This is a genomic window from uncultured Tateyamaria sp. (genome assembly GCF_947503415.1).
Lineage (GTDB): Bacteria > Pseudomonadota > Alphaproteobacteria > Rhodobacterales > Rhodobacteraceae > Tateyamaria.
The window spans coordinates 889,298-914,275 of sequence record NZ_CANNDS010000002.1 but is presented as its reverse complement, the minus strand read 5'-3'; the positions used below and the strand labels follow the sequence as shown (position 1 = coordinate 914,275).

General features: G+C 62.3%; 29 protein-coding genes. 18 read left to right on the top strand and 11 right to left on the bottom strand.

The genetic code is table 11. The features are described from left to right. Nucleotides 1-6 precede the first annotated feature (6 nt). The 8 genes from Q1A32_RS15660 to Q1A32_RS15625 all read left to right on the top strand — a co-directional run bounded on the left by Q1A32_RS15660 (nt 7) and on the right by Q1A32_RS15625 (nt 8,066). Nucleotides 7-864 (top strand): cytochrome c oxidase subunit 3, encoded by an 858-nt coding sequence (locus Q1A32_RS15660; RefSeq protein ID WP_299611477.1) that lies wholly within the window; start codon nt 7-9, stop codon nt 862-864. A gap of 76 nt (nt 865-940) precedes the next feature. Next, nucleotides 941-1,615 carry an SURF1 family protein gene (locus tag Q1A32_RS15655; protein WP_299655106.1) on the top strand — a complete coding sequence of 225 codons (675 nt, stop codon included), beginning with the start codon at nt 941-943 and terminating at the stop codon, nt 1,613-1,615. Nucleotides 1,616-1,628: 13 nt separating this feature from the next. After that, nucleotides 1,629-3,017 carry a threonine synthase gene (gene thrC, locus Q1A32_RS15650; protein ID WP_299655104.1) on the top strand — a complete coding sequence of 463 codons (1,389 nt, stop codon included), beginning with the start codon at nt 1,629-1,631 and terminating at the stop codon, nt 3,015-3,017. A gap of 22 nt (nt 3,018-3,039) precedes the next feature. Continuing rightward, complete coding sequence (locus tag Q1A32_RS15645) at nt 3,040-4,302, top strand: pitrilysin family protein (RefSeq protein WP_299655101.1); 1,263 nt, start codon at nt 3,040-3,042, stop codon at nt 4,300-4,302. Next, nucleotides 4,302-4,886 carry a GNAT family N-acetyltransferase gene (locus tag Q1A32_RS15640; RefSeq protein WP_299611487.1) on the top strand — a complete coding sequence of 195 codons (585 nt, stop codon included), beginning with the start codon at nt 4,302-4,304 and terminating at the stop codon, nt 4,884-4,886. Before Q1A32_RS15645 ends, Q1A32_RS15640 begins: the two co-directional genes overlap by 1 nt. Nucleotides 4,887-4,951: 65 nt before the next feature. Then, nucleotides 4,952-5,782, top strand: coding sequence for an MBL fold metallo-hydrolase (locus Q1A32_RS15635; protein ID WP_299655098.1), 831 nt, complete (start codon nt 4,952-4,954; stop codon nt 5,780-5,782). A 60-nt stretch (nt 5,783-5,842) separates the two neighbouring features. After that, nucleotides 5,843-7,270, top strand: a complete 1,428-nt coding sequence (locus Q1A32_RS15630; protein ID WP_299655095.1) for an FAD-binding oxidoreductase — start codon at nt 5,843-5,845, stop codon at nt 7,268-7,270. Nucleotides 7,271-7,361: 91 nt separating this feature from the next. Beyond that, the gene (locus Q1A32_RS15625) at nt 7,362-8,066 is read left to right on the top strand and encodes an SGNH/GDSL hydrolase family protein (RefSeq protein ID WP_299655092.1); all 705 of its coding nucleotides are present in this window, start codon (nt 7,362-7,364) and stop codon (nt 8,064-8,066) included. 4 nt (nt 8,067-8,070) lie between these two features. Here Q1A32_RS15625 and Q1A32_RS15620 read toward each other — a convergent pair whose 3' ends face one another. The 5 genes from Q1A32_RS15620 to Q1A32_RS15600 form a co-directional block, all read right to left on the bottom strand. Further along, complete coding sequence (locus tag Q1A32_RS15620) at nt 8,071-8,601, bottom strand: adenine phosphoribosyltransferase (protein WP_299611494.1); 531 nt, start codon at nt 8,599-8,601, stop codon at nt 8,071-8,073. Then, nucleotides 8,598-9,230 (bottom strand): LysE family translocator, encoded by a 633-nt coding sequence (locus Q1A32_RS15615; protein WP_299655089.1) that lies wholly within the window; start codon nt 9,228-9,230, stop codon nt 8,598-8,600. Before Q1A32_RS15615 ends, Q1A32_RS15620 begins: the two co-directional genes overlap by 4 nt. A 9-nt stretch (nt 9,231-9,239) precedes the next feature. Further along, nucleotides 9,240-9,908, bottom strand: a complete 669-nt coding sequence (locus Q1A32_RS15610) for a DUF2927 domain-containing protein (protein ID WP_299655086.1) — start codon at nt 9,906-9,908, stop codon at nt 9,240-9,242. After that, complete coding sequence (locus Q1A32_RS15605) at nt 9,905-10,777, bottom strand: S-methyl-5'-thioadenosine phosphorylase (RefSeq protein ID WP_299655083.1); 873 nt, start codon at nt 10,775-10,777, stop codon at nt 9,905-9,907. Before Q1A32_RS15605 ends, Q1A32_RS15610 begins: the two co-directional genes overlap by 4 nt. A 467-nt stretch (nt 10,778-11,244) precedes the next feature. Next, on the bottom strand, nt 11,245-11,871 hold the full coding sequence (locus Q1A32_RS15600; protein ID WP_299655080.1) for a hypothetical protein: 627 nt from the start codon (nt 11,869-11,871) through the stop codon (nt 11,245-11,247). 307 nt (nt 11,872-12,178) lie between these two features. Between Q1A32_RS15600 and Q1A32_RS15595 the strand changes: the two genes are divergently transcribed. Continuing rightward, on the top strand, nt 12,179-13,804 hold the full coding sequence (locus Q1A32_RS15595) for a SulP family inorganic anion transporter (RefSeq protein WP_299611502.1): 1,626 nt from the start codon (nt 12,179-12,181) through the stop codon (nt 13,802-13,804). Between the two features lie 21 nt (nt 13,805-13,825). Here the strand turns inward: Q1A32_RS15595 and Q1A32_RS15590 are convergent, their stop codons facing one another. Beyond that, nucleotides 13,826-14,011: a hypothetical protein gene (locus tag Q1A32_RS15590; RefSeq protein ID WP_299611503.1), complete on the bottom strand. Its 186-nt coding sequence runs from the start codon at nt 14,009-14,011 to the stop codon at nt 13,826-13,828. Nucleotides 14,012-14,299: 288 nt separating this feature from the next. On the opposite strand from Q1A32_RS15590, the gene Q1A32_RS15585 reads away from it, so the two are divergent. Beyond that, on the top strand, nt 14,300-14,692 hold the full coding sequence (locus tag Q1A32_RS15585; protein ID WP_299655077.1) for a hypothetical protein: 393 nt from the start codon (nt 14,300-14,302) through the stop codon (nt 14,690-14,692). Then, nucleotides 14,685-15,881 (top strand): HlyD family secretion protein, encoded by a 1,197-nt coding sequence (locus Q1A32_RS15580; protein ID WP_299655074.1) that lies wholly within the window; start codon nt 14,685-14,687, stop codon nt 15,879-15,881. Before Q1A32_RS15585 ends, Q1A32_RS15580 begins: the two co-directional genes overlap by 8 nt. 4 nt (nt 15,882-15,885) lie before the next feature. On the opposite strand, the gene Q1A32_RS15575 is transcribed toward Q1A32_RS15580, so the two are convergent. Together Q1A32_RS15575 and Q1A32_RS15570 are read right to left on the bottom strand one after the other, a co-directional pair. Further along, the gene (locus Q1A32_RS15575; protein ID WP_299655070.1) at nt 15,886-16,518 is read right to left on the bottom strand and encodes a CatB-related O-acetyltransferase; all 633 of its coding nucleotides are present in this window, start codon (nt 16,516-16,518) and stop codon (nt 15,886-15,888) included. Further along, nucleotides 16,515-17,120, bottom strand: coding sequence for a flavin reductase family protein (locus Q1A32_RS15570; protein ID WP_299611510.1), 606 nt, complete (start codon nt 17,118-17,120; stop codon nt 16,515-16,517). The genes Q1A32_RS15575 and Q1A32_RS15570 overlap by 4 nt, the downstream gene beginning before the upstream one ends. 93 nt (nt 17,121-17,213) lie before the next feature. Here Q1A32_RS15570 and Q1A32_RS15565 point away from each other — a divergent pair, with 93 nt between their 5' ends. Both Q1A32_RS15565 and Q1A32_RS15560 read left to right on the top strand, forming a co-directional pair. Further along, nucleotides 17,214-17,699, top strand: coding sequence for a GNAT family N-acetyltransferase (locus tag Q1A32_RS15565; protein ID WP_299655067.1), 486 nt, complete (start codon nt 17,214-17,216; stop codon nt 17,697-17,699). A gap of 31 nt (nt 17,700-17,730) precedes the next feature. After that, nucleotides 17,731-18,489 carry an EcsC family protein gene (locus Q1A32_RS15560; RefSeq protein ID WP_299611512.1) on the top strand — a complete coding sequence of 253 codons (759 nt, stop codon included), beginning with the start codon at nt 17,731-17,733 and terminating at the stop codon, nt 18,487-18,489. Here Q1A32_RS15560 and modC read toward each other — a convergent pair. From modC to modA, 3 genes are read right to left on the bottom strand one after another with little or no spacing between them, the layout of a single operon-like run. Next, on the bottom strand, nt 18,482-19,549 hold the full coding sequence (gene modC / locus Q1A32_RS15555; protein WP_299655064.1) for a molybdenum ABC transporter ATP-binding protein: 1,068 nt from the start codon (nt 19,547-19,549) through the stop codon (nt 18,482-18,484). The genes Q1A32_RS15560 and modC overlap by 8 nt on opposite strands. Further along, the gene (modB, locus tag Q1A32_RS15550; RefSeq protein ID WP_299655061.1) at nt 19,546-20,238 is read right to left on the bottom strand and encodes a molybdate ABC transporter permease subunit; all 693 of its coding nucleotides are present in this window, start codon (nt 20,236-20,238) and stop codon (nt 19,546-19,548) included. The genes modC and modB overlap by 4 nt, the downstream gene beginning before the upstream one ends. After that, complete coding sequence (gene modA, locus Q1A32_RS15545) at nt 20,235-20,966, bottom strand: molybdate ABC transporter substrate-binding protein (protein ID WP_299655058.1); 732 nt, start codon at nt 20,964-20,966, stop codon at nt 20,235-20,237. Before modA ends, modB begins: the two co-directional genes overlap by 4 nt. A 190-nt stretch (nt 20,967-21,156) precedes the next feature. On the opposite strand from modA, the gene Q1A32_RS15540 reads away from it, so the two are divergent. The 5 genes from Q1A32_RS15540 to Q1A32_RS15520 all read left to right on the top strand — a co-directional run bounded on the left by Q1A32_RS15540 (nt 21,157) and on the right by Q1A32_RS15520 (nt 24,943). Continuing rightward, entirely contained in the window at nt 21,157-21,618 is a 462-nt protein-coding gene (locus tag Q1A32_RS15540) for an NUDIX hydrolase (protein WP_299655055.1), read from the top strand. A 55-nt stretch (nt 21,619-21,673) separates the two neighbouring features. Beyond that, nucleotides 21,674-22,114: a DUF1178 family protein gene (locus Q1A32_RS15535; protein WP_299655052.1), complete on the top strand. Its 441-nt coding sequence runs from the start codon at nt 21,674-21,676 to the stop codon at nt 22,112-22,114. 4 nt (nt 22,115-22,118) lie between these two features. Further along, on the top strand, nt 22,119-22,760 hold the full coding sequence (locus Q1A32_RS15530) for an SDR family NAD(P)-dependent oxidoreductase (protein ID WP_299655048.1): 642 nt from the start codon (nt 22,119-22,121) through the stop codon (nt 22,758-22,760). A 184-nt stretch (nt 22,761-22,944) separates the two neighbouring features. Continuing rightward, complete coding sequence (locus Q1A32_RS15525) at nt 22,945-24,183, top strand: aspartate kinase (RefSeq protein WP_299611523.1); 1,239 nt, start codon at nt 22,945-22,947, stop codon at nt 24,181-24,183. Between the two features lie 46 nt (nt 24,184-24,229). Further along, complete coding sequence (locus Q1A32_RS15520; RefSeq protein ID WP_299655045.1) at nt 24,230-24,943, top strand: DUF4344 domain-containing metallopeptidase; 714 nt, start codon at nt 24,230-24,232, stop codon at nt 24,941-24,943. The last annotated feature ends 35 nt before the right edge of the window (nt 24,944-24,978 follow it).

Here is a 24,978-nt window from a genome sequence, read left to right as displayed (position 1 = left end):
CGGACCATGGCCCACGCAAAAAATCACGACTACCACATTCTTGCGCCATCGACCTGGCCCCTGTTGGGCGCGCTGGCGGGCTTTATCATGCTCTTTGGCGCTGTCTGCTGGATGTCCGGCGGCATGACCATCTTTTTCAAGTCGATCGAACTGAGCGGCCCATGGCTGTTTTTGATCGGCTTTGTCGCGGTCCTTTACACCATGTTCGGCTGGTGGACTGACGTGGTGGCCGAAAGCCGGATTGGTGATCACACACCTGTCGTCCGCATCGGCCTGCGCTATGGTTTCATCCTGTTCATCATGTCCGAAGTGATGTTCTTTGCCGCGTGGTTCTGGTCGTTCTTCAAACATGCCATGTACCCGATGAGCGAATATGTCGGCACAGAGTATATCCAGCCCGAGATTTACCATGTGGACGCGTTCCACCTGCCGCTGATCAACACGTTGATCCTGCTGCTGTCGGGCTGCGCCGTGACATGGGCCCACCACGCGCTGGTGCATGGCGGCGCGCGCAAGGACGTGATCAACGGTCTGGCCATCTCGGTTGTGCTGGGTGTCGCGTTCACGGCGCTGCAAGCCTACGAATACTCCTACCTGCTGTATCAAGGTTGGGAATTTGGCGGCGACAAGTTCTTCTCGAACTTCTTCATGGCAACGGGCTTCCATGGCGCGCACGTGATCATCGGCACCATCTTCCTTTTCGTGTGCCTGCTGCGCGCGATGAAGGGGCACTTCTCGGCTGAAAAGCACATCGGGTTCGAAGCGGCCGCGTGGTACTGGCACTTCGTTGACGTGGTGTGGCTGTTCCTCTTCCTGGCTGTTTACATCTGGGGTGTTGGCCTGATGCCGGGCGAAGCACACTAAACCGCGGCAAAGCGAAACTCTGACAAAGCGCGCGGTTTCCGCGCGCTTTTCACTTTCAGACAGGACAATCGGGCGTATGGGCCGTCTTCTCTTTCTGATGACATTTGGTCTGATCGGGGCCGCGATCCTGATTGGTCTTGGTGTCTGGCAGGTGCAGCGCCTCGGTTGGAAACAAGAGCTGCTGGCCCGGATCGAGACGCAGATCAGCGGCCCGCCACTGACTGTGGTCGAGGCAACAGAACCGACATTCCAGCGCTATGCCCCGGTCGCAGTGACGGGCAGTTTTGGCGACGGCCATATTCGCATGTTGGCCTCTCGCAGAACAACCGGGGCTGTGCATCGCATCATCCGCCCCTTCGAGGTCGAAGACTTCGGCCCCATTCTGATCGACACCGGCTGGCTGCCCAATTCGGCTGAGGTGCGGGGCGCACCAGAGGTGCGCCTTACGGTTGTCGGCAATCTCGACAACCCGAATGAAGCAGACAATTTCACGCCGGCCCCGGACCTTGACGCAAACCTGTGGTTTGCCCGCGACGTGCCCGCCATGGCCGAAGTGCTGGGCACGCGACCCATCATGGTGGTCCTGCGCGATGCGCCGGAAACCGACCTTGGCGTGACGCCCTGGCCGGTAGACACCGCTGGCATTCCGAACGATCACCTGCAATACGCAATCACCTGGTTTTCGCTGGCGGCGATCTGGGTGCTGATGACTGCCTATTTCGTGCTGCGCACCAACCGCAGCCCGCGCTGAGAAAGACGAGACCATGCGCTATATCTCGACCCGTGGCCAAGCCCCCGCGCTGACCTTCGAAGATACGATGCTGACCGGGCTGGCCCGTGATGGGGGTCTCTATGTGCCAGAGACGATCCCGACGCTGGACGCAGCAACGATTGCCGACATGGAAGGGCATCCCTACGAAGAGATTGCCTATACCGTCATGCGCCCGTTTGTGGGGGACACGTTCACCGATGACGAGTTCCGCGCCTGTATCGACCGGGCCTATGCCGGGTTCGGTCACGCGGCGCGTGCGCCGATGGTGCAACTGGACCAGGGGCATTTTCTGCTTGAGCTGTTCCATGGGCCAACACTGGCCTTCAAGGATTTCGCGATGCAGCTGATCGGCCAGCTGTTTCAGGCGGCCCTCAAGCGCTCGGGCAAACGTGTGACTATTGTGGGTGCGACAAGTGGGGACACCGGGTCTGCGGCCATCGAAGCATTTCGTGGTCTGGACAACGTGGACGTCTTCGTCCTGTACCCGCATGGCCGCGTCAGCGAAGTGCAGCGCCGTCAAATGACCACGCCGACCGAAAGCAATGTGCATGCGCTGGCGCTCGAGGGGGATTTCGACGACTGCCAGGCCCGGCTCAAGGACATGTTCAACGACTTTGAGTTCCGCGATGGCGTGGGCCTTGCCGGTGTGAACTCGATCAACTGGGCGCGGGTGCTGGCGCAGGTTGTCTACTACTTCTCGTCCGCCGTGGCGCTTGGCGCACCACAGCGCAAGGTCAGCTTCACCGTGCCCACGGGCAATTTCGGGGATATCTTTGCAGGCTACATCGCCAAGCGTATGGGGCTGCCCATCGACAAGCTGGTGGTTGCGACCAACCAGAACGACATTCTGCATCGCTGCCTGAACGGGCAGGGATATCACAAGGGCGAGACGATCCCGTCGATCAGCCCGTCCATGGATATTCAGGTCAGCTCGAACTTTGAACGCGCGCTGTTCGACGCCTACGACCGGGACGGCTCTGCTGTGGCGCAACTGATGGACGAACTCAAAGCCGGAGGGTTCGACGTCAGCCAAGGCGCGATGCAGGTCCTGCAGGACACCTACGCGTCGGGCCGCGTGTCCGAAGAGGAAACCAGCGCACAGATCACCACGTCGCTCAAAGCAAGCGGTGAGCTTTTGTGCCCGCACAGCGCGGTGGGTGTCCACGTGGCTGATATCGAACGCCAAACAGGCACACCCATGATCACACTTGCCACCGCGCACCCCGCCAAATTCCCGGCGGCGGTCGAGGCGGCGACGGGCATCACGCCCCCCCTTCCACCCCGGATGGCAGACCTGTATGAACGCTCGGAACGACTGACCCGCGTGCCCAACGATCTTGAGGCCCTGAAGGCCCATATCATTGAGCATCGCGCGCAGTAGCCAAAACCACAGTGAGACCGAATTGACCACGCAGACCCATCGACTGAGCAACGGCTTTCGCATCGTGACCGAACACATGCCGGGGCTGGCTTCTGCCTCCATCGGTATTTGGGTGAGCGCAGGTGCACGACACGAAGCACCGGAACAGAACGGCATCGCTCACTTCCTTGAGCATATGGCCTTCAAGGGAACGGACCGGCGCAGCGCATTGCAGATCGCCGAAGCGATCGAGGATGTGGGCGGCTATATCAACGCGTACACCAGCCGCGAGGTTACGGCCTATTACGCGCGTGTTCTGGAAAACGATGTGCCGCTGGCGATGGACGTGCTGTCAGACATTTTGCTGAACCCGGTCTTTGATGGCGGCGAGATTGAGGTTGAACGGGGCGTGATCCTGCAAGAGATCGGCCAGGCCCTTGATACACCGGACGACGTGATCTTTGACTGGTTGCAGGAACAGGCTTACCCGGAACAGCCCCTCGGGCGTACCATCCTTGGTCCATCCGAACGCGTGTCGTCCTTCGGGCGCACGGATCTGTCGCGCTTTGTCGACGAACACTACGGTCCGGAACAGATGATTCTGTCGGCTGCGGGTGCAGTGGATCACGATGCGATTGTGAGGCTGGCCGAGGACCTGTTCGGCCATCTCAAGCCACGCCCAAACCGCGTGCCGGACCTCGCCACGTTCGCAGGTGGCGAAGACCGGCGCAGCAAGACGCTGGAGCAGGCCCATTTCGCAATGGCCTTTGAGTCGCCGGGGTACCGCGACGACGCGATCTATACCGCCCAGATCTATGCAAGTGCACTGGGTGGCGGGATGTCGAGCCGCCTTTTCCAGGAAGTCCGCGAAACCCGCGGCCTGTGTTACACGATCTTTGCCCAGGCCGGTGCCTATGCTGACACGGGCATGACCACGGTCTATGCGGGCACGTCCGCCGAACAGGTCGCAGATCTGGCCACCATCACCGTGGACGAGATCAAGCGCGCCGCAGATGACATGAGCGTGGCCGAAGTGGAACGGGCCCGCGCCCAGATGAAAGCCGGGTTGCTCATGGGGCTGGAAAGCCCGTCGAACCGGGCGGAACGATTGGCGCGACTGGTTCAGATTTGGGACCGCGTGCCGGCGCTGACAGAAACGGTTGCCTTGATCGACAACGTCACCGTGGAAGACGTCCGTGCGTTTGCGGAGCACATGGCGACGCAGGCCCCGATGGCACTGGCGCTGTACGGCCCGATTGATGCCGCCCCCACGCTTGCCGCATTGCAGGAGCAGCGCGCCGCCTGATGCTTCTGAACAAGCGGAAACTGCGGATCGAGACGGAGCGTATGACGCTGCGCCCGCCCACGCATTCCGACTTTCGTGATTGGGCAGGCTTGCGTGCCAACAGCAAAGAGCACCTGACCCCGTGGGAGCCAAGCTGGGCCGGGGATCACCTCACACGCAAGGCATTTACCAATCGGGTTTATTGGGCGCAGCGATCCGTCGCCAGCGGGACAGCGATGCCCTTGTTCCTGTTCCGACGCTCGGATGACGCTTTGCTTGGGGCAATCACGCTGGACAACATCCGACGCGGCCCGGCGCAGGCAGGAACGCTTGGGTATTGGACGGGGGCGACACACGCGCGGCAGGGCTTTATGCGCGAAGCAATCCTCGCCGTTGTGCACCATGCGTTCACCCGCCTCGACCTCAGCCGGATTGAAGCCGCGTGCCTCCCGGAAAATGTGGCGTCCCGCGGTTTGTTGGAAACCTGTGGCTTCAAATATGAAGGCGTTGCTCAAAGCTATCTTCAGATCGACGGACGTTGGCGGACCCATGTGCTTTATGCTGCGCTGCGCATGGACCGACGCGGTCGGACGGATGCAGGGTAAACGTCTGACGAAGATTTTTACCAAGAAGTTTTGGAAAAATCCGGTCGCGCGCTAACCTCATCTGCATGCGCTTTTCTGTCTTTCTCCTCGCTTTGTTGTGGGCACCGCTGATCGTGGATGCCCAAGAGACCCGCACCCCAAGCCACTGCATCGCATTGGCGGACAACATTGACGGTGCCACCTTCGTTCACAAAGCCAGCTACGACGTTCAGGTCGCGCCGGAAACGGTGCGTATTCACTACATTGCGCATGCGTCGTTCCTGATCCGGACGACGGGGGGGCTGAACATGGTCACGGACTTCACCGGATTTGTGGGTAACGTTCCGATGATCCCCGACGTTGTCACCATGAACCATGCGCATGAGACCCATTGGACGGCCTTCCCCGACCCAGCCATCCCCAATGTCCTGCCCGGATGGGGCGAGTTTGGTGAAGGGATCAGCCATCGGCTTGATCTGGGCGAGGTGCTGGTGCGCAACGTGTCTACCGACATCCGTTCGCAATGGTCGGGTGTCGAGGAGGACGGCAACTCGGTCTTCGTGTTCGAAGTGGCGGGGCTGTGCATCGGCCATCTTGGCCACCTGCATCACGAACCCAACGCCGAACAATATGCGGCCATCGGGCGACTGGATGTCGTCATGGCTGCCGTGGATGGGGGGATGACCGTTGATTTGCCAACCATGATGCGCATCGTTTCGCGGCTGAAATCCTCCATCGTGATCCCGATGCATTGGTTTGGAGAGTACACACTTGATGCCTTTCTGACCGGAATGCGCGAGGAATTTCAGGTGGTTGAGGTGGGTGGTCCGTCGCTTGACGTCTCGCTTGACCGGTTGCCCGCGCGGCCCACGATCATGGTCTTGCGCCCCGAGTGGTTGCGCGAGGAGACGGAATAGAGCCGTTGTTCCCGAACGGCGTTTCTGGCACCAAGCAGCGTGAAGGCTGAGAGGGCTATCATGCTGAATTCGTTGACCGCAGACAGGGAAGAAGCAATCCGGATCACGCTGCCCGCCGATCGGTTTGCCGAGGCAGACGCCGCGCATCTTCACGAACCGCGCGGGCGGTACAGCGGGCAAGCCGGTTTGCTGGCGCGGCCCCGAAGCACGGAGGAGGTGGCGGCGCTGGTGCGGGCCGCATCTGACATGCGCGTGCCGATCATTCCCTATGGCGGTGGCACCGGGCTGGTGGGTGGGCAGGTGGCCGAAGATGGGCCTGTCCCGCTGATCCTGTCGCTTGAGAAAATGTCAGGCATCAGAGGAGTTTACCCGGAAGAGAATGTGTTGATTGCCGACGCCGGGGTGATCCTTGCGGATGTGCAGGCCGCGGCGGAGCAGATGGACCGGTTGTTTCCGTTGTCCCTTGCGGCTGAAGGGTCGGCGCGCATCGGTGGCAACCTGAGTACGAATGCCGGTGGCTCCGGTGTGCTGCGCTATGGCAACGCGCGGGACCTGTGTCTGGGTGTAGAGGCGGTGCTGCCGAATGGCGAGGTTTATCATGGGCTGAGCCGCTTGCGAAAAGACAACACCGGGTACGATCTGCGCCACCTTTTGATCGGGGCGGAGGGGACATTGGGCATCATCACGGCGGCGTCGCTGAAACTGTATTCGCGACCTGGTGCCATGGGCACGGCGTTGATGCAGGTTGGATCACCGGCAGCGGCGTTGTCCTTGCTGGCGCTGGCGCGAGATCACGTGGGAGATGTGGTGTCAGCTTTCGAGTTGATGCACCGGCAAGGGTTCGATTTTCTATCGGAAACCGTGCCGAATGTGCGCAACCCGTGGGGCGCGACGCCGGAGTGGTGTGTGCTGATCGAGATGGGGGTCTCGGGCGGGCAGGACCCGTCGGATTTGCTTGAGGCGCTGTTTGTCGCGGCCTCAGAAGCCGGACTTGTGCAGGACGGGATGATTGCGCAAAACGCGCAGCAGGCGGCCGATTTCTGGGCGATACGGGAGAGCATTCCAGAGGCCAACAGACGCATTGGTTCGGTGAGTTCGCATGATATCTCGGTCCCGCTTGGAGCCCTTGCAGACTTCATTGCCGAAGCCGGTCAACGTATTGCAAAGGTTGGTGAGTTTCGCATCAATTGCTTTGGGCATGTGGGCGACGGGAACCTGCACTACAACGTTTTTCCGATGCGCGGTAAGGCCCGGGCGGATCACGAAAACCAGCGTGATGAAATCAAGCGTGTCGTGCATGATCTGGTGCATGAATTGGACGGATCGGTGAGTGCGGAACATGGGGTCGGGCGGCTCAAGGTCGATGATCTGGAACGCTATGGCGATCCGGCAAAGCTGGCAGCGATGCGGGCGATCAAGTCGGCTCTTGATCCGCATGGCATCATGAATCCGGGTGCGGTGTTGCGTGCCGGGCCTGCGGTGTCTTGACCATGCGGCGCGATATTGGGTCGCCCGGTGGCTCTGTTTCCCGGGCTTTGCCCGTGAAAGTCGCCCACCCGCCGATCCTTTGGTTCGCTCTGTGACCGGGCCGCGCGCCTTGGCGCTTTTGCCGGTACTGCTGCCGCAAGCCATCTGGGTCGCGGCGCGCGCCATGCGTCTGCCTGAGGCGGATGGTCCGCGCGAAGGACAGGTCGGGGTGGGGCCGCCGCTGCGGCTATTGATTGTGGGGGACAGTTCAGCCGCTGGCGTGGGCGTTGCGCATCAGGATGGCGCCTTGGCCGGGCGGCTGGTGTCACATCTGCAGACGGGTTTTTCTGTGCGGTGGAGGTTGTTGGCGCAGTCTGGCCTGACGACATCGGGCATGTTGCGGATGCTGAGCGCGCAACCGGCCCGAGACTTTGACGTGGCCGTCGTGGCGCTAGGGGTGAATGATGCCAAGAACGGGATGCATCATAGCCGCTGGCAGGCCAATTACACGAGACTGATGGGGCGGTTGCAGGATCGGTTCGGCGTGTCGCGCATCTATGCGTCGGGCGTGCCGCCGCTGGGGGACTTTCCATTGCTGCCGCGTCCCCTGCGCGACGTATTGGGCGCGCGCGCTGTCCGATTTGATGCGATGTTGGCCAACCTGTGCGCGGATACGGACGGGGCGGTTCATATGCCCTTTGATCTGCCGATGGACCCGACGATGATGGCGGCGGACGGGTTTCACCCCGGCGCGCCCGTCTATGACATTTGGGCGCGGCGCATTGCGGATGCGCTGCGGGCTGATCCGCCGTTGTGAGGTGTCAGTCGCCGTCGAAGGCGCAGAGCGCATGAACGTCCATACCCATCGCTTCGAGCCGTTTGCGACCACCCAGATCGGGCAGGTCGATGACAAAGGCGCAGGAGATGATTTCGCCCCCCAAGCGCTCAACCAGCTTGATCCCTGCCTCTGCCGTGCCGCCGGTGGCCAGAAGGTCATCGACCAGCAGGATCTTTTCGCCCGCCTTGATTGCGTCGTCATGCACTTCGACAATCGCCTCACCATATTCGAGGGTGTAGGCTTGGCTGATCGTGGCACCGGGCAGTTTGCCCTTTTTCCGGATCGGCACGAAGCCGACAGACAACTGGTGCGCAATGGCCCCGCCAAGGATGAATCCACGTGCTTCCAGCCCCACGACCTTGTCGATTTCCAGCCCGGCATAGGGGTGCAGCATCTGGTCTACCGCAATGCGAAACCCGCGCGGGTCGGCAAAGAGGGTGGTCACGTCGCGGAACATGATCCCTTCGTGCGGGAAGTCGACGATGGTGCGGATGTAATCCTGAACGGTCTTCATGTGGCTCTCCGGAGTGATGCTGTCAGCAGGCCCATGCCCACAAGTGTGGCGCCGCCTGCGCGGGTCAACCACATCTGGACGGTGGGCCGCGTGATGCGGCTGCGCATGGCGTTGGCGGCCAGCGCAAAGATCAGTGCGTTGATGCCTGCAATGATCACGAAGGTGGCGATGAGGATTGCGGCTTGTGGGGCAAAGGCGGCGTTTGCATCGATGAATTGCGGCACGAAGGCCACGAAGAACGTGTTCGATTTGGGGTTGAGCGCCGTGACCGTGGTGAGGTCGCGGAACACCTTGCCCGCGCGCTGCCCGTCGGGCTTGTCCATGAGTGTGGTCTGGGCTGGCGTACGTGCGCTGAGCAGCATCTTGATGCCCAGATAAACGAGGTATGCCGCGCCCACCCATTTGAGGATCGTGAAGGCAAGGGCCGAGGTGAGGAAGAGTGCGCCCAGCCCGATGACCGAGAGCGTCATGGCGACAAGATCACCGGTGGCAACACCAAGCGCCGAGGCAACGGCCACACGCCGCCCTTGGGTCATGGCGTAGCTGAGCACCATCATCAGCGTGGGGCCGGGGATGACCAGCAGGGCGGTTGAGGCAACCACGAAGGTCAGCCAGAGATCGAGGGGCATGGTGTCTCCTTAGCTCTGATAGTGTCGCCGCACGGCCATCGCGTCCTGACCTTGCAGGCGCGTGATCGCGTTGCTGTCCTGCGAGAAGATCGAGCTGTTGGCGTAGGTCGGGTTCCGGATGTCCGTCATCAACCCGAGGCTTTGGGTCATCTCTTCGAGCACCATCGAACGGATGTCGCTGGGGCGGATGTGCGGGGTGATCACGATGACCCCGCGCGTGATGTGTCTGTCGCCGTTCCACCAGATCTGGAAGCGGGCGGCTTCGATGAAGTTGCCGTCAAGCCCGGGTATGCCTGTGCCGCGCAGCCGGGTGTTTTGTGGATGGTCCATCAGCAGCACGCGAATGTCGGGGCGGGTGTTGGTTGTCGTGAAGGCCACGCCTGCGTTCAGTGCCGCAATCTCTTGCCCGGCTGTGGTCAGTGCGGTCTGGATCAGGCGGGCATTGCGTCTTGGAAAGCTGTCGTCGATCCGGGTGATACCGATGGTGATGTTACGCGCCGCGCGCGGCGACCAGCGCACAATCGCGTCCCGGCAGCGTTGGCCCGGAGGGGCGGCACAGGCCACAAGGCGGTAGAAGTCGTCATCCGACAACGGGCCGTTGGTCTCGATGTAATCCTGTGCCCCGGCGGCGCTGGCGCAGATCACCCATGTAACCAGTGTCAGCCAGATCTTGGTCACAGCATCCGGCCCGCAACGGCATCCAGCTTGGCCATGAGGGCCGGGTCGCGGTTGTCTGGTTTTGTGAGGATGGCGTATTCCAGTGCGCGGTCGCATCCATGGGGGCAGGGCGCGCGGTCCGCGCCCAGCAAGGCGGGCAAGCGGCGGACGAGGTCGCGGCCCTTGTCGGCGTTGCCCATAAGTGTCTGGATGATTTGGGTGACGTCCACCTCGCCATGGTCGGGGTGCCAGCTGTCATAGTCGGTGATCATGGCGACGGAGGCGTAGCACAGCTCGGCCTCGCGGGCGAGTTTGGCTTCGGGCATGTTGGTCATGCCGATCACGTCCGCGCCCCAGCTGTCCCGGTACATTTTCGACTCGGCCAGTGTCGAGAATTGCGGGCCTTCCATCGCAAGGTAGGTGCCCCCCTTGTGGACGGTGATCCCGGCGTCTTTCGCAGCCGTGTGACAGGCGTCACCGAGGCGCGGGCAGGTGGGATGCGCCACGGACACGTGGGCAACACAGCCCGTGCCGAAGAAGGACTTTTCGCGCGCAATTGTCCGGTCAATGAACTGATCTACAACGACAAAATCACCCGGCGCCATCTCTTCCCGGAACGATCCGCAGGCCGAGACAGAGATCACATCCGTCACGCCCAAACGCTTCAGCGCATCAATGTTGGCGCGGTAGGGAACGGTGGTTGGGGAATGCACGTGCCCACGGCCGTGCCGGGGCAGGAAGGCCATGGCGACCCCGCCCAAAGTGCCCGTCAAAATCTGATCCGACGGCGTGCCCCAAGGCGTTTGCACAGACGTCCATTCCGCCCCTTCCAGCCCGTCGATGTCGTAAATGCCGGAGCCGCCGATCACGGCGATTTTGGTCTGGGTCATGGTGTCTCTCGTGCCGGGACAGAAGAAAAATTGTGCGCCAAAACAGGCCAGCACCACCCGTACACCAGCCGTACACCACCCGTACACCCCCCATGCACCCCCAACGCGCGGTGAGGTGCGGTGGGCCGCAACGGTGAGACAGGTCGCGCGCGCATTTCATCGTGCCGATCATGCGCGTGAAACGTGAACGCCGCGCCGTGACACGGAGTGCGATCTACGGATGCAGAACCTTTCAGACCAACCGCAATACGCACAAATCGGACCGCACAGGTGGCTTGCCTTTGCGACGCGAACTGAGGGCCGGCACGCCTTCTCGCAGCTGCGACACCGGTTTGTGCATGCCGCGCGACACGGGCGTGATCGAAGATCGGGAGGGATGCGGCTGAGGTTCAACTTCGCCGAAGGGGCAGTCAGCGCGCATAACCGCGCTGAGCACTTGTCATATCAGGGATCGGCTTCAGCCCGGATCAGCCGAAGGACTTCCGAATTGCAGCCTTCACCGAGTTTGCGCTTTGTTTCTTCTTGCTCGAATTCGCAATCAGAGTGATCGGTTTCAGAGCCGATTTGGGTTCATATTCCAAAGCAGCCGCGGCTTCTGCGATGATCTCGAAGTTATCGGCGGTCAATTCCATATCGAGGATCTTCGCGACCTTTTTGGTTTCCTTCCTCAACTTGTATTTGTTGATCAGGTTGGCCTTGTTCTTCCACTTCCGAGAATTGTGGTAGGCCCTGAACGCCTTGTTCTTCACGAGAGTACTCGGGAAGATGTTCGTGGCTATCAATTTGTTCACCTCGCGGTACACGGGCTTGAGGCTTTTGACCCAGATCGGGGACGAAAAGTCGCCAATTTCTGCGGCACGGATCATCGGCTCGCGCATGGTGTGCGAAATATTGACCGCCTCTGCCGACGAGGTGTCGATGAACCTGTCGTAGATTGTCTTTGTCTTCATGTTCGCGCCCATCGCGTCGATGAACATGTAATTCTCGGCCATCAGTTGCGCTTTCATGTGCGCGCGCAGGATCGGCCCCAGCTTTTTGTGTTTCAGCATTTCCGCCCCGACATCAGGATATGTCAGCCCATCATATTTCCACATCTTTAGCTCCTTTCAGGTTGCGACTTGAGCAGATGCAGCCCTGCTGTTTTCGATGACTGCAACTATCGGGAAGTAAGTGCCGCGCAGGCCGGGCATGGTTCATGCCGCGCTTCGGTTTTGTGAACGCAGCACTGTGGCGGGGCAGGGATCAGGGCCGTGGTGTCTGCATACCCAAAAATACCGTGCCATTCCTGCGTAACCTGCTATGTGCTGCGCACATAACAGCCCCGCGCCCGGTGCATTGGCCTTTGACCGTTACATGGTTTACCTGCCACCGATCGCGACTCCACGAGCAGACGGATACTTCATGGCCTTTCTCGACAACCTCAATGCCAAGACCCGCTTTGGCGATTTTTCGGTCGCACCGGGCGACACCAAACTGACGCCGGGCCAGATCAAGACCGATCTTCTGTCGGGTCTGACCGTGGCGCTGGCGCTGGTGCCCGAGGCGGTGGCCTTTGCCTTTGTTGCCGGGGTGCATCCGCTGGTGGGGCTCTATGCAGCGTTCATGGTCGGGCTGATCACCGCCGTGTTCGGTGGGCGTCCGGGTATGATTTCGGGCGCGACCGGCGCGTTGGCCGTGGTGATGGTGGCCCTCGTGGCGCAGCACGGGGTTGAGTACCTTTTTGCCACCGTGGTGCTGATGGGGCTGTTGCAGATTTTTGCGGGTGTCATGCAGTGGGGCAAGTTCATCCGCCTTGTGCCGCATCCGGTGATGCTGGGCTTTGTGAACGGCCTTGCCATCGTTATTTTCCTGGCCCAGTTGACGCAGTTCAAGGTGCCCGGCAGCGCCGAGGCGTCGGGCCATGGCATGGCGGGCGGCGAATGGCTGACTGGCCTGCCGCTTTATCTGATGCTGGGCCTTGTGGCTTTGACCATGGCCATTATCTGGCTGGCACCACGTGTGACGCGGGCCATTCCGGCACCGCTTGCGGGCATCGGGATCGTGGCGGCCATCGTGATCTTCTTTGGCCTCGACGTGCCCCGCGTGGGCGATCTGGCCAGCATCCAAGGTGGCTTGCCACCGTTCCATATTCCGGCTGTGCCGCTGACATGGGAGACGGTGCAGATCATCCTGCCCTATGCGGTGATCCTTGCCGCCATCGGCCTGATCGAAAGCCTGCTGACCCTGAACCTTGTTGGTGACCTGACAAATCAACGCGGCGGCGCATCACAGGAGTGTATTGCCCAAGGTGTCGCCAACACGGCCACCGGTTTCTTTGGCGGCATGGGTGGCTGTGCGATGATCGGCCAGTCGATGATCAACGTGAAGTCCGGTGGGCGCACACGGATTGCCGGTGTCGCGGCGGCCCTGTTCCTGCTGGCCTTCATCCTTGTGGGCTCAAGCGTGATCGAGCTGATCCCGCTGGCCGCTTTGGTCGGCGTGATGTTCATGGTCGTGATCGGGACATTCGCGTGGAACAGCCTCAAGATCCTGCGCAAGGTGCCCCTGACGGATGCCTTTGTCATCGTGCTGGTGACTGTCGTGACAGTGATGGAAGACCTTGCGGTCGCCGTTGTTGTCGGTGTGATCGTGTCGGCGCTGGCCTATGCGTGGAACAACGCGCGCCGCATCCATGCCAAGACCTACGAAACCCCCGAAGGCGCGCGCGTCTATCAGGTGCAGGGGCCTTTGTTCTTTGGATCGGCCACCGGTTTCATCGAGATGTTCAAGGTCGAGACGGACCCGCGTGAGGTCATCATCGACTTTGCCGACAGCCGTGTGGTCGACCAGTCTGCGTTGCAGGCGATCGAAGCTGTGGCGTTGAAATATGAGGATGAGGGCAAGCGCGTGCAATTGCGCCACCTGACCCATGATTGTCACAAGCTGCTGACAAAAGCGGGCCACCTGATCGTCGACAGCGATGACGACCCCGATTACGAGATTGCCACCGATTACGGTGTCCGGACGGGTATTTTGGGCGGGCACTGAGCCCGCCCGGTCCGCGTCCGATCAGTTGGTCAGGACGCCAACGCCACCGCCGACAACCGCCCCTTCGACGCAGCGGCCATCCGCCAGCACTTCACCGGCGGCGCAGCCGATCAGTGCGCCCGCCGCACCGCGTTCCAGCGTGCTGCCGCCACAGGCCGCAAGCCCCGTGATTGAAACCACTGCCGTGATGGTCAAAATTCTGCGCATAGGTCACTCTCCTGTACCATTGTTCCAAACGCACGTTAGCACAGGCATTTGCGCTGCCACCAGAATTCGGATCGTTTCGAAAAATGCGCGTCAAATTGCCGATGCGCCGTCCAAAGGTTTTTCCTGTTGACCGGCAAGCCGCCCGGTTTGCCGTCGTGACAGATGCGATCTGTGATGCGGACGCCACTGGCGTGCACAGTCGTCAAGCGCGGCGCAAAGGCAAATGGACCCGCTCCGCAACTCACGCTAGAGATCGCAGTGTCGTAGCGTAAGGTCGGAGGGTATGTCATGGCGACTGAGGCAGGTGGGGGGCATATGTCCCCATCATGGTTTGTGGCACCGGGCGAAGGCGACTCACTGGCCTGGATATCGCTTATTTTCATCGGTCTCGCGCTTTACGGTCTCGTGTCGCTCTATGCCGCCTTTGACCGCTGGGCCGAACATCAGTCCAAGGGCACGCCGCTGGCCAAGACCATTCCGACGATGCTGACCATCGCGCTGCTCTACGAGATTTTCCCGCTGGGCCATTTCAACATCCTTCTGCCGCTGAGTGCGATCCTGATTGCCTTGATGGCGGACTGGTCCCGGTTCCATCTGCGCGGGCAGGATACGCCCGTGGCAGAGGACACGCCGGACACGGACACAGCCAAGGCCGACACACCGGAGGCGACCCATGTTTGAGCTGCTTCTGACCTCGTTTCCCGTAGTCATCCGGTACTTCCAACTGCGCCGCCGGGGCGAGGCGATCTCGGTCTGGAACATGCGCACGGCCGTGTTCATGTGGGCCGCCATGGCCTTTGCCCTGTTCCTGACGATCTTCTATTTCCACCCCAAATCCTATTCCGGTCTGCTGCCCTTCCGCACCGTGTCCGTGGTGGCCCAGACCAATGGCCCCGTCACAGAGGTGCCCATCCTGAACGGCCAGCGCGTGGCGAAAGGCGACCTGCTGTTCCGTATCGAAAACAGCACCCAGACCGCAGCGCTCAATCAGGCCAAGGCCGAGTTCGACCGCATTGCCGCCGTCGAGGTCAAGGCGCAGGACGCGCTGCTGGTTGCGCAATCCAGCGTGACAGAGGCAACCGCATCGCTGGACAAGCTGCGCGTGGACCTCGAGAACGCGCAAACCCTGTTTGAGCGCAATGTCGGCACGGAGAATGCAGTACGGGAACTGGATGCGGCTGTTGCTGTGGCAGAGGCTGAACTGGCTGCCGCCCAAGCGCAGGTGGATCTGGCACAGACGGATATCTCCCAAGCCATCCCCGCTGAACGTCGCGCGGCCGAAGCTGCGGTGGAACGGGCGCAGGTCGCATTGGACCAAACGGCCGTCCATGCCTTTTCCGATGGTGTCGTGACCCAGCTTGCCATGAGTGTCGGCAGCCCGGCCTCGCAACTGATCCTGAGCCCTGCGATGGTCATCATCCCCGACCGGCCCGAAGGCGTGCCCCTGCGCATCACCGCCGGATTTTCGCAAGTGGCGCGCGCAACCCTTTATGAAGGGATGCCAGCGGAGATTGCCTGCGACAGCAACATCGCCATGTCATTCCGCAATTCCGTCCTGCCTGCCCGTGTCGCGTCGATCCAGCCTGCCATCGCGGCAGGGCAGATTGTGCCCGGCGGGCGCTTGCTGGAAGCAGAGAACGGGCTGCGGCGCGGGTCAATGCTGGTCTATTTCGAACTGGAGCATCCAGAGCACGAGGCGATCATGATCGATGGCTCGGGCTGTATTGTGCAGACCTATACCAGCAATCTGAGTGGTGCCGCCGGGCATGTCATTGCGGCCACCGGCGTAGTCAAGGCGGTTGGCCTGCGGCTGAAGGTGTGGGGCGCGTTGATCTCGGGCGTTGGTCTGGCCGGGGGGGCGGCGCATTAGCGCTTCAGCACGACGACAGCGCGTTCACGTCGCCTGACATCAGGGCAGGCACCGCTGCGGCCACGCGCTGGGCGGACCAGTCCCACCATGCAAGCGCATTGAGCGTGGCGATTTCGTCGTCCGAAAACCGCTGTTTTACGACCTGCGCAGGGTTGCCCGTGACGATGGCGTAATCGGGTATGGTCCCGCGCACCACCGCGCCGGCCCCGATCATCACGCCGTTGCCGACCCGCGCGCCCGGACAGATGATCGCGCCATAGCCGATCCAGACATCATGCCCGATCACCGTGTCGCGGCTGTCGGGTTGGTAGCTGCCGATCTGTTCCGGATCGAAGACGGGGAAGGGGAATGTACTGATCCCATCGGTGGCGTGGTTGGCCCCCGAGGTCAGGAACCGCACCCCGTGTGCTATCTGGCAAAACCGTCCGATCCGCAGCTTTTCCGGCCCGTAGCCAAACAGGTAGGGCGCCAAGTGCGCCGCCCAATCCGTCACCGCATCAAAGCTGGAGGCATAGCTGTAATCCCCGACCTCCCATCCCGGATGGTCGATGACCTTGTTCAGGAACACGGTGCCGGGGTGCTCGGACCCGTCCGGCAAGGTGATGGGATAGGCGCGGGAGGCGTCGGGAAATGTCATTCGCCCGGGCGCTTGAGGCTGAATTTCTCGCGCACAACGGAATAGTCGCGGTAGCCCAGACGTGTCAGCGGGTTGTATTGCAGCACGTCAAAGATGCCGTCGACGATGCAATCGTCGCGCAGGTGCACGCCGACCACTTCACCGAAGACGGCAAAGTTTGCCTCGCCTTCAAGCTTGACGATCTGCGTCATGCGGCATTCCAGCGATGCAGGCGTGTTGGCAACACGGGCGCAATTGATCTCTCCGCACTCGGCCTTGTCGATGCTGGCAAGGGCAAACTCGTCCGTGTCGGCTGTCCACTCGCCCGAGGTCTGGTTCATCGCATCCTTCATCGCGTATTCCACCACGTTCACGCAGAAGACGCCGGTGTCGCGGATGTTGGCGACACTGTCCTTGGTGCCGTCGCGGTCGGGCTTGGTGCTGGTCGATGCAAACATGACCTGCGGCGGCACGTAGGCCACGCCATTGAAGAAGGAATAGGGGGCAAGGTTGTCCGATCCGTCACTGCCTCGGGTCGAGATCCAGCCGATCGGGCGCGGGGTGACGATGGCGTTGAAGGGATTGTGGGGCAGGCCGTGGCCATCGGCGGGGCGGTAGAACATGCAGGGCTCCGGGGTCTGGGGTGTTTGCGCAAGGGATAGCCGCATGCTAGGGCGGGGGCCAGCCCTGACGACCCCGGACCTGCCGCACCGCCCATGTACCATCTGCGCACAGAGATGCCCGAGGATCGTTGGGAGGTCGAAGCCCTTTATGATCTGTGTTTTGCCCCGGGCCGCGAGGCGCTGTCCTCCTACCGTTTGCGGGACGATGTGCCCCCGGTGGCGGCACTCAGCCATGTGGCCCGCGATGTAGATGGCGTTTTGGCAGGCGCGATCCGCTATTGGCCTGTGCGTGTTGGCGGTCTCCCTGCATTGCTTTTGGGTCCCGTGGCCGTGCACCCGACCCGGCAGGGCGAAGGGCTGGGGGGCGAGTTGATCGAGACATCGCTGGAACAGGCCGTAGGCTCCGGTTGGGACCGGGTGATGCTGGTGGGCGATGCGCCGTATTACAGCCGCTTTGGGTTTGCGAAACTGACGGGCGTCATCATGCCGCCACCGACCAACCCGGACCGTGTTCTGGGCCGTGACCTGACGGCAGGCGCATGGGATGGGGTGCGTGGCGATGTCACGCGCTTTGGTTGATAAACGCCGCTCGCTTGCCCATCTTGGACCCATGAACGAGATTATTCCGGTTTCCGACCCGCTGGACACCGAGGCTGAACTTGAGCGGTTGGCCCGCCGCTACAAGGCCGCCGGTGGCTTTGGGATCCAATTGTTGAACACGCTTGGCACGGGCGCCGATGGGTTGCTGAGCCGTCTGCCCAAGCCCGTGCGTGACCAGTTGAACGACGCAAGCCGCGTCGCCCTGACCCAGGCGCTGGGTGCGGCCAGCAAGTCGCGCGGCGTTGTCCCCGATCAGGCCGAGTGGCTGAACGTCACCGTGAGTGCCGCCATGGGCGCGGCAGGCGGCTTTGGCGGGTTGCCCACGGCGCTGGCAGAATTGCCCGTGACCACAACGCTTTTGCTGCGTGTGATCGAGGGTGTGGCGGTCGAGCACGGCTTTGACCCGACCACGGACTCGGTCCGGTTCGATTGTGTGCAGGTCTTTGCCGCCGCCGGACCGCTGGAGCATGATGACGGGTCCGACATCGCCTTTCTGACCACGCGGTTGGCCATGTCCGGCGGCGCGATGCAGAAGCTGATAGCCGCCGTGGCCCCGCGCCTGGCCGTGGTTTTGGGCCAGAAGATGGCGGCCCAGACGGTGCCCGTGCTCGGTGCCGCTGCGGGGGCTGCGATCAACTTCAGCTACACCAAATACTACACCGACATGGCCCATGTGCACTTCGGCGTCCGCCGTCTTGCGGTCGAGGCCGACCAGACGCACGACGCCATGGTGGACCGCCTGCGCTCTCAGGTGCTGGCCCTCAAATAGCGGCACCCGAGATGGCGGATTGGGCCACGGACGTGGCCTTGATCACGGCAAACAGGCTTTGGCCCTCTTCCAGCCCCATCGACTGCACCGCCCGGCCCGTCACACGGGCCAGCAGCGCATCACCCCCCGCATCCAGTGCAATCGCCGCACCGGGTCCGTCACCCGCACGAATGGCGGTGATCGTGACAGGCAGGATGTTCTGCGCACTCAGGCCCTGCGGTCTGCTCAGTGACAGCAGCACGTCCTGCGCCAGCACGCGCAGCCGCACGTCGGACCCCACGGCAGCCTGCACGCCAAGCAACTGGATGGGACCGGCGGCCAACTGCAATGTGCTCAACCCGTCGTCACCATGGGCCATGACACGGCCACGCAACACGGCACCCGCCTCTCGCACACCCAAAAGCGGCACGACTGCGGGGTCGGCCATGACATCAAACAAGGGCCCCGCACGGGCAACGCGACCGTCCGCCAGCAGCACCATGTGATCGGCCAGCCGTGCAACCTCATCCACCGCATGACTGACATAGAGAATCGGCACGCCGGTCTCGGCCTTGAGCCGATCCAGATAGGGTAGTATTTCGGCCTTTCGTGGCCCATCAAGGGCCGCAAGCGGTTCGTCCATTAGCAGCAGGCGCGGGTTCGACAGCAGCGCGCGGCCCAGAGCGACGCGTTGTTTCTCGCCCCCCGACAGGGTCGCAGGCTGGCGGTCCAAAAGCGCGCCGATCCCCAACATATCGATGATGCGCGGCCGGTCAGAGGCGCGGGCACCATAGCGGCTGGCATAGTCCAGATTGTCCGCCACAGTCATATGCGGGAACAGCCGCGCGTCCTGAAACACATAGCCAATGCGGCGCTTGTGGACGGGCTGCGTGTCGAAGCGGTCCCCGTCGAGGGTGATCTCTGCATGGTCGGGACGCAGCAGTCCCGCAACCGCGTTCACGATGGTCGTCTTGCCCGCGCCAGAACGACCGAACAGGGCGGTGACACCGGGCCCCGCCTCAAACGCGACATCCAGCGCAAAGCCGCCAAAGCGGTGGCGGAGGGACACAGACAGCGTCATGCGCCTGCAATCCGGCGCGCCACGCGGCGGGCCAGCCATTCGGACAGGGCGACAGCGCCCAAGGCCAATACGCAGGCCCAGAACACAAGGCGGATGGCCGCATCTTCGCCCCCCGGCACTTGCAGCAGCGCGTAGATGGCGGAGGGCAGGGTCTGTGTTTCACCGGGGATGTTGGCGACGAAGGTGATGGTGGCGCCGAACTCACCAATGGCCTTGGCAAAGCCCATGACCGCCCCCGCCAGCACACCCGGCATGATCAGGGGCAGGGTGATGGAGCCGAAGACAGCCCAACCGGGGGCACCCAGCGTGCGTGCGGCATCCTCGATCTTGGGGTCGACCGCTTCGATGGCAAGGCGGATGGCGCGGACCATGAGCGGGAAGCCCATGACCATTGCGGCAAGTGCTGCCCCAGTCCAACGAAAAGCCAGAACAAGGCCAAACGTCTCTTCCAGAAAGCGGCCCGCAGGCCCGTTGCGGCCAAAGGACAATAAAAGCAGGTAGCCGGTGACAACGGGCGGCAGAACCAGCGGCAAATGCACAAGCGCATTCAGCACGGACTTGCCCCAGAAATCGCGCCGGGCCAGCAGCCACGCGACCCAGATGGCCAGCGGCAAGGCCAGCAGCGTGGCGGTCACGCCAACCAGAAGCGACAAGCGCAGGGCGGTCCATCCGGCGGCGTCCAGCATCATGGCAGGCTGAACCCGGCAGCAACAAAAACATCCGTCCGCGTTGCAAGGTGGTCAAGGAAATCTGCCCCGAAAGGCGTGAGGGCAAGGCCGGGGTAGAGGATGGCGGGGTGACTGTCCTTGGGAATGTCCCACAGAACGGACACGTCGTCACTTGCGGCAGCGTCTGATGCATAGACAATGCCAAGCGGGGTCTCTTCCCGTGCCACCAGCGCCAGTGCCGCGCGGACATTTTCGGTTTCGGCCAGATGCGGGCTCAGATCCCCCCATGCGCCCGATTGAGTCAACCAGGCATGGGCATAGATGCCTGCGGGCACGGACATATGCTGGCCCATGGCAAGCCGTCCGCCAGTCAGACGGCCCAACAGGGTCGCAGCCGTGGCGTTAGGCAAGGGGGCGGCCCCATCTGGCCCAATGACCACAAGGCTGTTTGACAAAAGCGCACGCGGTGTGGCCATGACATGGCCGCCGTCGACCAGCCAATCGGACCATGCGACATTGGCCAGGATCACGACATCAGCGGGCGCGCCCTGACTGACCTGCCGTGCGATGGCACCGCTGCCACCGTAACTGATCACGACCTCGGCATCCCAGTCTTCGGCCACCGCATCCAGCGGGCCCTGCAACGAGGCGGCAGCAAAGACGCGCACCGTCTCTGCCAGCGCGGGGCTGACGGGTGTCAGGGCGGCGCAAGCCAGCGCCAAGCCTTTGATCCAACGACGGGTTTTCATTGCGACGAACTATTGGGCAACGGGGCAGTGTCCTCAAGACCTAAACGTGGCTGCGCCGGACACCCAACGCGCCCCCCGGGGGCCGTTAACCCGTTTACCTTTCATCCATGATATCCACCGAAACTGGTATTTCCTGCAAAAGGTGGTTATATTGCAGGGAATTACGGAGGGCAGGGCAGTGACGGCCCCGATGATCAAACAACTCCCGCTGTCTTTGGGGCGGGCGAAAAAGGCGGATGTGCGGACCCAATTTGCGGCGCTGTGCTACCGTGTGAAGAATGACAAGGTTCAGGTGCTGTTGGTGACATCCCGGCGCACGCGCCGCTGGATCATTCCCAAGGGGTGGCCCATGGATGGCCGGACGCCGGGCGACAGTGCGGCGCAAGAGGCATGGGAAGAAGCGGGCGTCGTCGGGCGACCCGACCAGCGCCCGCTGGGCATGTTTTCCTACAACAAGGACATGGGTGACGATGCGGGCCTGCCTGTGGTGGCAATGGTCTATGCGCTGAAGGTGAAGTCCCTGGCGTCGGATTTCCCCGAAGTGGCCGAGCGGACCCGCAAATGGGTGAGCCGCAAGAAGGCCGCTGAGATGGTCGACTCGCCCGAACTGTCCCGCATCCTGCGCGACTTTGATCCACGGTTTCTGGCCTGAATTCCGGCATGTATGGCTTTGATCCAAGCCGTGCTGCGACTATGTGTGGTGGGTTATGATCAAGTACACGCTCAAATGTGACCAGGGGCACAGCTTTGAAAGCTGGTTCGCGAATGCCGAAGCCTTCGACAGCCTGAAAGTGGCGGGCCATGTGGCCTGTGCCGCCTGCGGCAGTGCGGATGTGGAAAAGGCGATCATGGCCCCGCGTGTCAGCACCAGCCGGTCCGCCATGGCCGAGGGTCCCGAAGACACGACGCCGCTGGCAGAGCCCGCATCGGACGTTGAGGCCGCCATTGCCAGGATGCGCGATGAGGTCGAGAAAAACGCCACCTATGTGGGCGGTAACTTCGCCTCCGAGGCCCTTGCGCAACATTTGGGGGACCAGCCCGACCGCCCGATCTGGGGCGAGGCGAACCGGGAAGAGGCCAAGCGCCTGATCGACGACGGCGTGCCCGTGGCGCCACTGCCCTTTATTCCTTCACGCAAAGCGAACTGATGTCATGCATATTCTGATCACCGGGGCCACCCGCGGCATTGGTGCCGGGCTGGCAAACGCCTACCGCGCGCAAGGCCATGACGTCACGGGAACGGGTCGGTCCTCCGGCGCCGAGGTGACGCTGGATGTCACCCAACCCGCTGACCATCGGGCGATGGCGCAACACCTCGATGGCCAGCCCATCGATCTGCTGGTGTGCAATGCGGGGGTCTATCTGGACAAGGGCAATGATCTGGACACGGGCTATGCCCCCGATCTGTGGTCGCAGACCTTTGCGGCCAACGTGACGGGCGTGTTTCTGACCATTCAGACGCTGTTGCCGAACCTGCGCGCGGCCCCTGCGCCGCGCATTGCGATCATCTCTTCGCAGATGGCATCCCACACCCATGCGCCGGGCGGCAGCTATATTTACCGCGCATCGAAGGCGGCTGTGCTGAATGTGGGTCGGAACCTTGCCTCGGAACTGGCGGGTGAGGTGGCGGTGGGCATCTATCATCCCGGTTGGGTACAGACGGATATGGGCGGCAGCAGTGCCGCGATCACGGTGGATGAGGCGGTGACGGGTCTCATGGATCGGTTTGCAGCGCTCAGCCATGAGACGACGGGCTGTTTCGAGACGTGGGACGGGCGCGCGCACGCCTACTGACGGCACTGGTGGCTTCTGTCGAAAGGACGCGCATGCGCGCGACACGGTTTTGTTGAGCAGGGCCTTTTCAGACCCTGCTCGGGATGCCTCCGGCGGTTTTTTCGAGAACAGAGAAGACGGACCGCTTCTTGCAACTCATGCGTCCGGGCGGTAAGGGCGGGCGGACGGAAAATTGGGGCTGCACATGCCTGTTCTCGTGATGAAATTCGGTGGCACATCGGTGGCCACTCTGGACCGGATCCGCCGCGCCGCCAAGCGCGTGGGCGTCGAGGTTGCCAAGGGCTATGATGTCATTGTCATTGTGTCGGCCATGTCGGGCAAGACCAATGAGCTGGTGGGCTGGGTCAACGAAACCTCACCGCTTTTTGATGCCCGTGAATACGACGCGGTCGTGTCGTCCGGAGAGAATGTGACCGCTGGCCTGATGGCCCTTACTCTGCAGGAAATGGACGTGCCTGCGCGCAGTTGGCAAGGCTGGCAGGTGCCGCTCAAGACCAATTCCTCCCATTCCAGCGCCCGGATCGAAGAGATCCCCACCGACAATCTGAATGCCAAGTTCGGCGAAGGCATGCGCGTGGCCGTCGTCGCAGGGTTCCAGGGGATCAGCCCCGAGGGACGCATCACCACGCTGGGGCGCGGCGGGTCCGACACCACGGCCGTCGCCTTTGCCGCCGCGTTTGAAGCGGAGCGGTGTGACATCTATACGGACGTCGACGGCGTCTATACCACCGACCCGCGCGTCAGCGCCAAGGCGCGCAAGCTGGACCGCATCGCCTTCGAAGAGATGCTGGAACTGGCCTCGCTGGGGGCCAAGGTCCTGCAAACCCGGTCGGTCGAGTTGGCGATGCGCTACAAGGTCAAGCTGCGCGTGCTCAGCAGTTTCGAAGAACAATCCGACGAGGCCGGGACGCTGGTCTGCGATGAGGAGGATATCATGGAAAGCAATGTTGTGGCCGGTGTGGCCTTTTCCCGGGACGAGGCGAAGATGACGCTGGTGTCGGTTGCGGACCGGCCCGGAATTGCCGCCACCATCTTTTCCGCGCTCAGCGATGCGGGCGTGCTGGTTGACATGATCGTCCAGAACATCTCGGAGGAAGGGCGCACGGACATGACGTTCTCGTGCCCGACCGATCAGGTGGCGCGGGCCGAAAAGGCGATGGCCGACGCCAAGGGCGAGGGAATCATCAATTTCCACGAACTGATCGCCGATACGGATGTGGCCAAGATCAGCGTCGTGGGCATCGGCATGCGCAGCCACACCGGGGTCGCCGCCAAGATGTTCCAGTGCCTCAGCGCCGAAGGCATCAATATCAAGGTCATCACCACGTCCGAGATCAAGATCAGCGTATTGATTGATCGCAAATACATGGAACTGGCCGTGCAAGCCCTGCATGATGCGTTCGAGTTGGACAAGGCGGCCTGACGCCCCTAGCCTTTGACGCACCCGAAACGGCCCGAGGGACGATTTCATGTTGCGCGCCCTGTCTGCCTTTTGCCTGATGATTTGCGCCAGCCCGCTGGCTGCGAATGAAGTGCCGGAACGGGTCGGCGACGCCCTGCTGCATGTGATTGCGCATGAGGCCGGGCATGCTGTCCTGCGCGAATTTGACCTGCCGATCCTTGGCCCAGAAGAGGACATCGCAGAGGATTTCGCGACCGCCTTTGTCTACCTCACACTGCCTGACCGCGCCGAAGCCATCATCGAGGCGCGGGCGGCGCAGCACCGGGCTGACAACGCGCAGCCGGGGCGATTTTCCGAATACCGTGCGGATGCCCAGCGGGCGGGGCGGATGATTTGCCTGCTCTATGGTTTTGACCCGGATCGCTACGCGGGCCTTGCCGATCGTCACGCCATGGGCGATGAGGCGCGCGACAGCTGTGCCGATATGGCGCCCGAGCTGCTGCGCAGTTGGCGGCGCACATTGGCACCGCTGTGGATCGACCCGGATGCGCGCGTGACCGAAGTTGGCCTGCGCGTTGATCCCGATCTTGAGGCTGTGGCCGTGGCGAACCGTCCACTCATTGAAACGGCGCTTTCCATGCTGTCCCGTATGGACTGGCATTCGCGGATCACGCTGGACATCGCCCAATGCGACGGCTCTGCCGGATGGCGGCGCAACGGGCGCACCATTTTCCTGTGCAGCGCCTATGTCGACCGCATGACGCGCCAACTCGCGCCGTAGCTGCGGGCGAACCTGCAGATTGATGCCAGTATTCT